This window comes from Ruegeria sp. BG11, from assembly GCF_056538565.1.
The window spans coordinates 215,941-223,265 of the sequence record NZ_JBQFTH010000010.1; the positions used below are offsets into that span (position 1 = coordinate 215,941).

The 7,325-nt window shown below is 53.4% G+C and carries 5 protein-coding genes, 2 tRNA genes and 1 pseudogene; 3 read left to right on the top strand and 5 right to left on the bottom strand.

Annotated elements, in window-relative coordinates:
* Together ACR0JF_RS17230 and ACR0JF_RS17235 are read left to right on the top strand one after the other, a co-directional pair.
* Window positions 1-1,365: an alpha/beta fold hydrolase gene (locus ACR0JF_RS17230; RefSeq protein ID WP_170662334.1), complete on the top strand. Its 1,365-nt coding sequence runs from the start codon at window positions 1-3 to the stop codon at window positions 1,363-1,365.
* A gap of 310 nt (window positions 1,366-1,675) precedes the next feature.
* Window positions 1,676-2,479: pseudogene (locus tag ACR0JF_RS17235) on the top strand (DUF1194 domain-containing protein).
* Between the two features lie 208 nt (window positions 2,480-2,687).
* Here the strand turns inward: ACR0JF_RS17235 and ACR0JF_RS17240 are convergent.
* Window positions 2,688-2,762: transfer RNA gene (locus ACR0JF_RS17240), tRNA-Gln, on the bottom strand.
* 284 nt (window positions 2,763-3,046) lie between these two features.
* Between ACR0JF_RS17240 and ACR0JF_RS17245 the strand changes: the two genes are divergently transcribed.
* Window positions 3,047-3,283, top strand: coding sequence for an integrase core domain-containing protein (locus ACR0JF_RS17245; protein ID WP_480669584.1), 237 nt, complete (start codon window positions 3,047-3,049; stop codon window positions 3,281-3,283).
* Window positions 3,284-4,166: 883 nt separating this feature from the next.
* On the opposite strand, the gene ACR0JF_RS17250 is transcribed toward ACR0JF_RS17245, so the two are convergent.
* The 4 genes from ACR0JF_RS17250 to ACR0JF_RS17265 all read right to left on the bottom strand — a co-directional run.
* Window positions 4,167-4,243, bottom strand: a tRNA-Met gene (locus ACR0JF_RS17250).
* 73 nt (window positions 4,244-4,316) lie between these two features.
* On the bottom strand, window positions 4,317-5,300 hold the full coding sequence (locus ACR0JF_RS17255) for an alpha/beta fold hydrolase (protein ID WP_170662336.1): 984 nt from the start codon (window positions 5,298-5,300) through the stop codon (window positions 4,317-4,319).
* A 1-nt stretch (window position 5,301) separates the two neighbouring features.
* The gene (locus ACR0JF_RS17260; protein ID WP_170662338.1) at window positions 5,302-6,774 is read right to left on the bottom strand and encodes a flavin-containing monooxygenase; all 1,473 of its coding nucleotides are present in this window, start codon (window positions 6,772-6,774) and stop codon (window positions 5,302-5,304) included.
* Window positions 6,775-7,128: 354 nt separating this feature from the next.
* Window positions 7,129-7,325 (bottom strand): hypothetical protein (locus ACR0JF_RS17265; protein ID WP_480669585.1); only part of this gene is annotated, 197 nt, incomplete at its 5' end.

Sequence of the window (7,325 nt, forward strand, 5' to 3'; positions counted from 1 at the left end):
ATGAAGCGGAAAATTGCTGCGATCCTAAGCCTCGATGTCGTCGAATATACCAAGCGCATGTCAGAGGATGCTGAGACAACGCTGAACACTCTACAACGCAATTTGAACGATGTGATCAGACCGTTGGTCCATGAAAACAAAGGACGAATATTCAAGCTGATGGGAGATGGTGCTTTGGTTGAGTTTGTTGCAGCCACAGACGCAATTAATGCTGCCAGCCAGATTTTCAATCAGATGAGATATGAAGACGTAACACTTCGAGGAGGTCTCCACGTTGGCGACGTAATGCCAAATGGCACAGACTTGTTCGGAGAGGCCGTGAATGTTGCGTCGCGCCTTCAGTCCAGCGCACATATTGGAAGTTGTTTCGTCAGCAAGACAGCTGCTGAAGTCGCGGGAACTTCGCTGGCGGTTGCTTTGCGACCAGAAAACTCGATACGGTTGAAGGGAATTCCAAATCCAGTGGAAGCCTACTCTATTGATTTAGATGGTGACAAAAGACGCGCAAAGAACAAGCTGCTGGCTAACTCTCAAGACGTCCGCTTTGCAAAATCAAAAGACGGTACAACGCTTGCCTGGACATCCACTGGAAGCGGTAGAAAGTTACTGGTCACACCAAACTGGCTAAGGCATCTGGAATACGATTGGACGATGAACACCATCGCCGGGTGGTTGCCGATGCTTTCTGAAAATCACTGCCTTTATCGGTTTGATGGTAGAAACAATGGCTTGTCCCAGCGGGGCGTGCAGGATGTGTCTTTGAATCGAATCGTCGAAGATGTTGAGGCCGTACTGGACGCAGCCGGGATCGAAAAAGTTCCATTGTTTGGCATTTCTTTTGGGGCAACCATTGCGGCGGCTTTTGCCGCACATAATCCTGACCGTGTTTCGGGGTTGGTTCTGCTCGGTGGATTTGCACAAGGACTCGCGGTGCGTTCACAGCCCGGAATTGCCGCGCTTGGGCAAGCAGTGATGGATATGAGTCTTGAAGGCTGGAACGATGAATACCCTTCTGCAAGAGACTTGATGGCCCAATCATTTGCCCCAACCGCAAGTCCGCATGACCAGCGCACTTATGCAGAATTTATGAAAGTGGCAATGGACCATCAGGATTGGCTCAAGATTGGACCACTAGTCGCAGGGGTCGACGTAACCGATCTACTTCTGCGGATCACCTGTCCGGCTCTGGTCATGCATTCTAATCGAGACAGGATGCACAGTGTTGAACAAGGTAGGATATTCGCCTCCGGCATCGAGAATGCGCGCTTTGTCGGCCTTGAGACAGCAAACAATACAATGCCAGAGTATGATCCTGCCTGGCCCAAAGCCCTAGTGGAGATAGAGCGTTTTATGAATTCAATTTGAACGGTGTACGTTTTTCTTCGCCAGACCTTTTTTGTTCGAAGGTAAGAGGATGCCCTGCGCCCTTCGATTTTCGATACCGGAATTTGAAAACTCTAGACTTCTCGTCATCGACCGCTTTGTCCTGATCTCGGAAACTGCAAAGTCTTGTTATGAATGTCCGGTTTGGGGCTGAAACCAGTAACTCCGCTTAAGTAGCATTCGTATCCCCAACGATTGAACCAAGCCGTCTTGTTGTAGAATTTTTTTCCACAAAAACTTGATCAACCACTTGAAGCTTGACTTAACAGCGCATCGCGCCGCCCCTAACCTGATGCTACGTAACTTGCTCCTGACAATTGTCGCAATCGCCTCTCTCTCGGCAACTCCTTTCGCATCTGAGAAAACTGAAGTCGATCTGGAACTGGCCCTTCTTGTCGATGTTTCAAGGTCGATGAATGAGCGAGAACTCGAGATTCAGCGGCAGGGTTACGCCGCAGCATTGATGTCGGATGAAGTCTTCGCCGCTGTTCAGTCGGGACCTTTGCAACGGGTGGCTTTGACATACGTCGAGTGGGCGGGAACACAAGACGTTGTTGTTGAGTGGAAGCTGTTAGAAACGCGCACTGATCTGGATGATTTTGCGAGTGTTCTGACCACGCGTTTCGATCCCGCCTTGCGCCGCACTTCAATCTCTGAGGCCTTGATCTTCGGGGCGAGGATGATCGAAGGGAACGAATTCGAAGGTCTGCGTAAAGTTATCGACGTATCTGGCGACGGGCCTAACAATCAGGGTCGCCCGGTTTTGCAAGCCCGTGAGGCAGTGTTGTCGAAGTCGATCACATTAAATGGATTACCGCTGATGACCCGTGAAGGTATGGGGAGTCAGTGGCACCTCGACGATCTTGATGTCTACTACCAGAACTGAGTGACGGGCGGACCTAGTTCATTCGTAATCCCGGTGCTTGACTGGCAAGGCTTTGCGAAAGCCGTACGACGAAAATTGGTTCTGGAAATTGGGTCAGCGCCAGCAATAGGAGAAGTTATGAAGGCGCAATACATCTCACCCTCAGACTATGATTGCCTAATTGGCGAGAAGATCTGGAAACGGAATCAACAAATCTGGAGCGAACCTTAGAAGCGGCCTTTGCATCAATCACCCGTGGCTCGATACAAAAAGCCAGCAGCAATTTTCTAAGGGAAACTAGTATTCTCCGCTTTCAATAGAAATGCACAGATGATGGTTAATCTTCGAAACGGTGTGAGTAGACAAACTTATTGACATCGATTTGCACGAACCGAGTGAAATTTGCACGCTTATGGGTAATTCGCATTTCTGTAAAAGGTGGCTGGGGTGGTAGGATTCGAACCTACGATACACGGTACCAAAAACCGCTGCCTTACCACTTGGCTACACCCCATCGGTGAGCGGCTGTCTACGATTGTTGCTGGCAGGGTTCAAGAGGATTCAGATAAAAAAGTGGGCCGTCTAGAAAAAATTTTGGTCGCGCTTGCTGCTGCGTACGCGGCGGGGTTCCTTTGACCTGTTTTCGACACCGATATCGCCAAACGCCAGTCTCGGGATAGACAAACAAGGGCACTAAGACCCCTCGGAACTTAGATCCTGTGAGTTCGAATTCAGGCCTGGCACTGTCACCTTTGCTGACCTCGGCGCCCGAACGGCTTACGTTGAATTTGGGAGCCCATGGCGGAACGGATACTGCGAAAGCTTCAATGGCCGTGTCAGGGACGAGCTACTCAACGGCAAAATCTTTACAACCTGCGCAAAGCACAAATCCTGATCGAACAATGGAGGAGACACTACAACACAAAACGCCCCCAAAGTGAATTTGGGCTATCGCCCGCCAGCGCCCTAAACCATCGTAGCGATGAATCACAGGCCGATGATGCACTATCAATCAACTTGGACCAGTCAGATTAGGCTGCACACTAAACAATGGGCCGCTCAGGATCGCCTCAAAGGTGATGCGACGTCAGACCCGGCTGGGTTGCGAATCTCCATTCGTGAACCGAATGTTAACGGCCTGTTTTCCGCGTGTTCAACCGTATTCGTTAACAGTTGAATGCGATTCCTAGCCTGAAAAGTCTGATGGCCGAGATACGCAATGAAATTCGGGGGATGAATGGATGTTGGACCTTGCTTTGACCTTTTCAGCTACTTCAGTTTGGGTTGCCGTTGGTTTCTTGTCAGGGTTTTCTTTTTTATTGACTTGAAGGAACCGTTTGGCAGATGCACGAGCCCTCAACCCCTTACACCGCTGCAATGAACGCATTTCAGCTAGAAAGCGAAGAAGCCGACGGCTACGCGGCGATGTGGGCCGCTTGTCAACTCATGGCTTTGCTTGAAGATAGGCCGGAACTAATGAAAGAATTTGCGGACTTGTGGGCGAAAAAGTGGAACGTAAATACACATTCGCAATTTGACCCAGACCGCATGTAGCACCTTTTCCAGCGGCCACTTGCTCCACCACGTCCCGAATATGGAAAGTCCGCGATAGCCGCAGAGGCCCCCAATATGCCTGTCAGCCAAGCGAACGGGGTTCTGACACAGCAATCACCTTAGGATCTGCAGAGAATACTTAAGATCAGTATTGTGGAACTTTCTTAGAAGCGCATTCGAGGCAACCTACTCGAAAAGATGGAAGCATTCGTTCAGGGTGGGCAGCTTTGAGTGTAGAAAAGCCAATCCATTAAATTACGAACGTTCCGACGCAGAACCTAGAGCGCGGTGTGGGTAAATTGACGGCAGGGTTAAGGCAACTCCCAAAATACCAGATTACAAACAATGCATTGAGAGAGGTATTTGGTAGCGGAGGAGGGACTTGAACCCCCGACACGCGGATTATGATTCCGCTGCTCTAACCAACTGAGCTACTCCGCCATAAGTGAGAGGCGATTTAAGGGAGCGGTCAGGGAGGGTCAAGAGGGAAAACACCGCCTACTTGCGGATTCTTTCAGTTCGTCGGCTGCCCCTCCTGTGGCAGAGCAGCACTGGCCGCAATCCCAGAGGCAACACCGGCGATGAAAGCGGCGCAGCGGTCAGGCTCGGTGATCAGGATCATGTGCCCTGCCCCGTCAATCACCTCATATCCCAGCCCGAAGCGCTCCATTGGCGGGCCGTGGTGAGGCGCCGACAGGATTGCATCCTCGGTGCCGTAGAGGATTGAACCTGGCGTCCGGAGCGCATCATAGCGGGCGACTTGCTCGGAGATACTGAGATCAACGCCAATCACATCCTCGGACGCCGTGACAAAGGCCGAGGGGCGCAGGCCAAGGGCGCCGCCCGCGCGATCCAGAAAATCCGAAGGCGGCGTTTCCGGGTCGAACACTGCGCCCAATGTGTGCGGTGCGGTTTTGGCTGCGATGGGAACGGCCAGCGTGTTGCCAATCAAGCGGCGCGGCCATTGCGTGCGAATCTCCAACGGTTTGAATACCGCCGGCGTCCCCGGCAGTTTTTGGGTCAACGGGGCAAGCAGCGCCAGCCCGCCTACCCTTTCGGGAAAGTCCAGCGCCATCGCGAGCGACACCGCTCCGCCCAGCGAATGCCCAACCAGAATCGCACCAGAGACTTCTTTTGCTTCAAGAAACTCGGCAATCATCCGCGCCTGCTCTGACAGTCGGGCCAGATCTGCGCTGTCGCGTGTGGAATACCCGCATCCCGGCCGATCAAGCGCGATCACGTGGTACTCCTCGGCCAGTTTGTCGACCAGCGCGTAGGTATAGTGCTGCAATTGACCGGCCAACCCGTGGATCATCACGATGGTTTGCGCGTTCGGGGCGCCTTTTTCCACGTAGTGAATACGCCCACCGCGCACCGGAAGGATTTGCCCCATCTGCGGAACGGTTTTCAAACCCTCCCGCATCAGGCTCCGAGTCCACAGGTTCATCGCCAGCAGAAACACCGCGAAGACGGCCAGTAGAATAAGAAGCGTCGTCATATCAAACCTCGCTGCCTGCGGCTGGAACCGTGGCGTATTGCTCCAACCCGGATTGTGCCATGCGTTTTTGAAATTCTGCAACTGTTCCGGGCCACAGAGTCGTGTTGCGCCCTTCGGCGTCTTGATACCACGACGAACACCCTCCGACCTGCCAGACACTATCAGTGTGACGGTCCTGCATTTCCTTGGTGAATACGGCTTGCCGTGCGGGGTCTGGAACAACCACCTCCAGCCCTTGGCTTTGCATCCCATCCAGTACGCGACCAATATGGCCGACCTGAGCCTCAATCATCAGCACGACCGAGTTGTGGCCGAGGCCCGTATAAGGCCCGAGCAGGATGAAGAAATTCGGAAATCCTGCGATCGCTGTGCCCAAATTGGCCTGCATCCCCCTCGCCCATGCATTGCGCAATGTCTGCCCACCTGCCCCAGTGATGTCGAGGCGTTCGACCATATCGGTGACGTGAAAACCAGTGCCCCAGATCAGGATGTCAGCCAGCGTTTCGCTGCCGTCGGCTGCGATGATCCTGTCTTCTTCAATCGAACGGACTGCTTGCGATATCACGTCGACATTGTCGCGCGCAAGCGCCGGATACCAATCGTTCGAGCTGAGGATTCGCTTGCAGCCAATCCGGTAGTCTGGCGTCAGCTTCTCGACTTCGGCAGGGTCCGAAATGGCGCTCTCCAGTTCTTTACGCCACAGCTTCATGGCGTATTGCACCATTTTCGGATCGCCGCGAAACACCCGATGACGGTATTCAAACAGCGCGAAGATCAGCTTGCGCCGCAGTCGCGGCAACAACGGAATCCGCGCGTAGAGCCTGCGTATCCAAGGCGCGATCGGGCCGTCGGGACGCGGCAGAACATAAGGCGCGCTGCGTTGAAAAATCGTGACATGACGAGCCATTTTGGCGATCTCTGGCACGAATTGCACCGCCGAGGCGCCGGTGCCGACCACCGCCACGCGCTTGCCCGCGACCGAGACGTTGTGATCCCACTGCGCAGAATGAAACGTCGGGCCTGGAAAGCTATCGGCCCCTTGGATGCCCGGAACACTGGGATGATGCAACGCACCGATGGCCGAGACCAGAAACCGCGCCGACCAGCTCTGCCCCGACTCCGTCTCGACTTGCCAGCGCGCGCCATCCCATTTGGCCGACTTCAACTCCTGCTGAAAATGACAGAGGTCGTAAAGGCCTTCCTTGCGCGCAACATCCTGTAGATACGCCTGAATCTCGGCTCCTTCCGCATAGGCGCGGCTCCAGTTCGGGTTTAGGTGTGTGGCCATCGAATAAAGGTGCGAGGGGATATCACAGGCAACACCGGGATAGGTATTCTCGCGCCATGTCCCACCGATATCACCAGCCTTTTCCAGAATAGCGATGTTGCGGAGGCCACGTTTGCGCGCCTCAAGCGCCATGGTCAGCCCGGAAAACCCGGCCCCGATGATCAGCATATCGACATTGTGATCCACGCCCTCACTCCTCTTCAAGACGACCAGAGTGTATTGGCAAAGACTATAAGCGCAGGCGGCGCCCTGAACAGCGTCCCGTTGGGTAATACGCTAAACTAGCACCAGTTTACATTGAGTTTGACGTGTCTTTATGTCGTTTTTGGCGAATTCGATCAGCCAAAACGCCCCTTATCGGCAATGCGCCTCGCAGAATCCGTCGTCATTGCGACCGAAAAGGTCGGAATCCGGAGCACCGCACACGCAAAGAGTGTCTAGCCTTCCCAACCAACCCACATAACCAAAGACGCCTTTTTGGTGTCCGTTTAACATCGAAATCACAAGGAAAAATTCAAGGCGCGACAGAACCTGAGTGGGTCAGGATTTAAAGCCGCGCGCCTGAACGACCGGTGCGATCACCGCAAAAACATAAGAGAAGAGCCAGCAAACAGAACGGCCTTCCACCCTATCAAATCGACAACACGGAGGAAATTGATGTCGATTAAAGAACCGTTTACGGATTTGGACATTAAGACCGCGGATAGCGGTTTTTATGAGAATAACAGCGTTCCGAT

Excerpts from the sequence above, each read along its gene's own strand:
- ACR0JF_RS17255 (WP_170662336.1), bottom strand. The coding sequence starts at position 5,300 with ATGACGACGCTTCTTATTCTACTGGCCGTCTTCGCGGTGTTTCTGCTG.
- ACR0JF_RS17230 (WP_170662334.1), top strand. The coding sequence starts at position 1 with ATGAAGCGGAAAATTGCTGCGATCCTAAGCCTCGATGTCGTCGAATAT.
- ACR0JF_RS17245 (WP_480669584.1), top strand. The coding sequence starts at position 3,047 with ATGGCGGAACGGATACTGCGAAAGCTTCAATGGCCGTGTCAGGGACGA.